Here is a 1771-nt window from a genome sequence, read left to right as displayed (position 1 = left end):
GATAAATCGGGATTATGGGGCGAAGCGTCTTCTTTGCCGCTTTTCAGCTGGTCCGCCCCGAAATTTCGGGGCTGGTCGCAGTAGTCATTTTTATCCCAACTTTATGCGCGACCGGCGATTGGTCCTTAGGGCTGCGCTACGCCCTGACGATAGTTCCCATCTGCATGTGCGGGTTTGTGATCAACGCCGTCAACGATCTGGAAAAGGATCGCCAAAACCACCCCGAGCGCCCACTCCCAAGTGGAACAATATCGCCATCTGCTGCGGTCTTCCTATTCTTTGTGTTGATCGCGGTAGCTTTAACAATGATCAAATCATTGATCGCGCCTCAAGATGCTTTTGTTTATCTTCTTTCGCTGATCATCATGATCAATTACGACTACGTGGTAAGTTATTTTCCGTCCGCGAAGAATTTCTACGTGGCTACCGCTGCGGCCATGCCTATTGTGATCCTATCTCGCACGGCATTTTCTCTACTATCTCACACCAACGTTTTAATCGCCGCTATTCTTTATGCGCTCTGCATGGAAATGTTGAGTGACATCAAAGATATGCCAGGCGATGGCCTAACCCTTGCCAAGCGGATTGGTTCACGGCGTGCCGGGCAACTGGCTTTGGGGGTGCTGACGGCGGCAGCGATCTCGCTGTTCTTCGGATCATCGGATTGGGTTGGTAGGCTGATCGCCGGCGGGTTCATGGTGCTCGACCTGGGCTGCATCCTGCTATGGCATCGAACTGAGAACCCGATGCTCGTCTTTCGCATGGCGACCGTGCAACCCATTCTCGGAATATATTACCTGCTCTGACTTCTAAAGTTTCGAAAGTAACCCAACCAGCATTATAACAATCGTTATGCCCATCGGGAGATCACTAAGAGATAATTGCAGCTTACCTTTCGCTTCTTCCTTGGCCAGGCGATCATATTCGATCAAAAATGACATTCTTTCAATTTCGGACATCTTCTTTCGGCCTAATTTTTTCGTTAGTGATGCAACTTCCTCGGTTATGGACTTTGCATATAGTTTGCGCAAAACGATGCGGGGGTAAAAATTAAAGACAATAAGTACGGGAACGGCAATTAAGACCGGGAGCAGCAAGGCAATTTTTAGCGCTGAGCCAATGGGCGGCGTGTATAGAAACGGCCCCCGATAAAAGCCGACTACATTGATATAGAGGCCTATGATCGTGATCGTTGTGACGATATTTACATAAGTGACGACGATGGAGAGGTTGGTTTCCCGCAACACGTTTTTTGCAGGCGTTATGTCGGCAACAGCGTGTAGCATATGAGCGATAAAATAAATTTTCCGCCCAACATATACTCCGAACGCATACTGAACACAGGCCATTGCAATTAGAAAATACTCGCCAATACCTTCAACGGGAAATTTGCAAAAATAGAATATGAAGAACGCAACAATAATATAGTTGGCACTGAATGCAGCCGCTCCGAATTTGCTCGCATAACCCTTTCGTTTTTTCGGATAGTCGGAGGCGGCTATTGAATCGGCGGAGAAAGCCTCTTCGATCAGGCTGGGGATTTCCTTTTGAGTCGCCAGCACAAATATGCCAGCCCCGAGAACAATCCCTCCTGAGATCAAGCAATTAAAGGAAACGATATAGGCGGACAGATACTTTGGCAGCTGACTGGCGTCCTGCTGCCAAACGGCAAATGCGGTGACACCGCAGTATACGGCGCTTAGCGCGAACCCGAGAAACATCAGGTGCAGCAGCCGAAAGAGATAGTTCGACGTCATAATCCCGATTTATC

2 protein-coding genes are annotated in these 1771 nt (G+C 48.6%); one reads left to right on the top strand and one right to left on the bottom strand.

The genetic code is table 11. The annotated features are described in order from the left end of the window. Positions 1-14 precede the first annotated feature (14 nt). A complete protein-coding gene (locus Q7U10_02320; protein MDO8281454.1) occupies positions 15-806 on the top strand; it encodes a UbiA family prenyltransferase in 792 nt (263 codons plus the stop codon). A gap of 3 nt (positions 807-809) precedes the next feature. On the opposite strand, the gene Q7U10_02315 is transcribed toward Q7U10_02320, so the two are convergent. Further along, positions 810-1757, bottom strand: coding sequence for a hypothetical protein (locus Q7U10_02315; GenBank protein ID MDO8281453.1), 948 nt, complete (start codon positions 1755-1757; stop codon positions 810-812). Between the last annotated feature and the right edge of the window lie 14 nt (positions 1758-1771).

Source organism: Thermodesulfovibrionia bacterium, assembly GCA_030646035.1.
Lineage (GTDB): Bacteria > Nitrospirota > Thermodesulfovibrionia > UBA6902 > UBA6902 > JACQZG01.
This window is presented reverse-complemented; position numbering and strand designations above follow the sequence as displayed.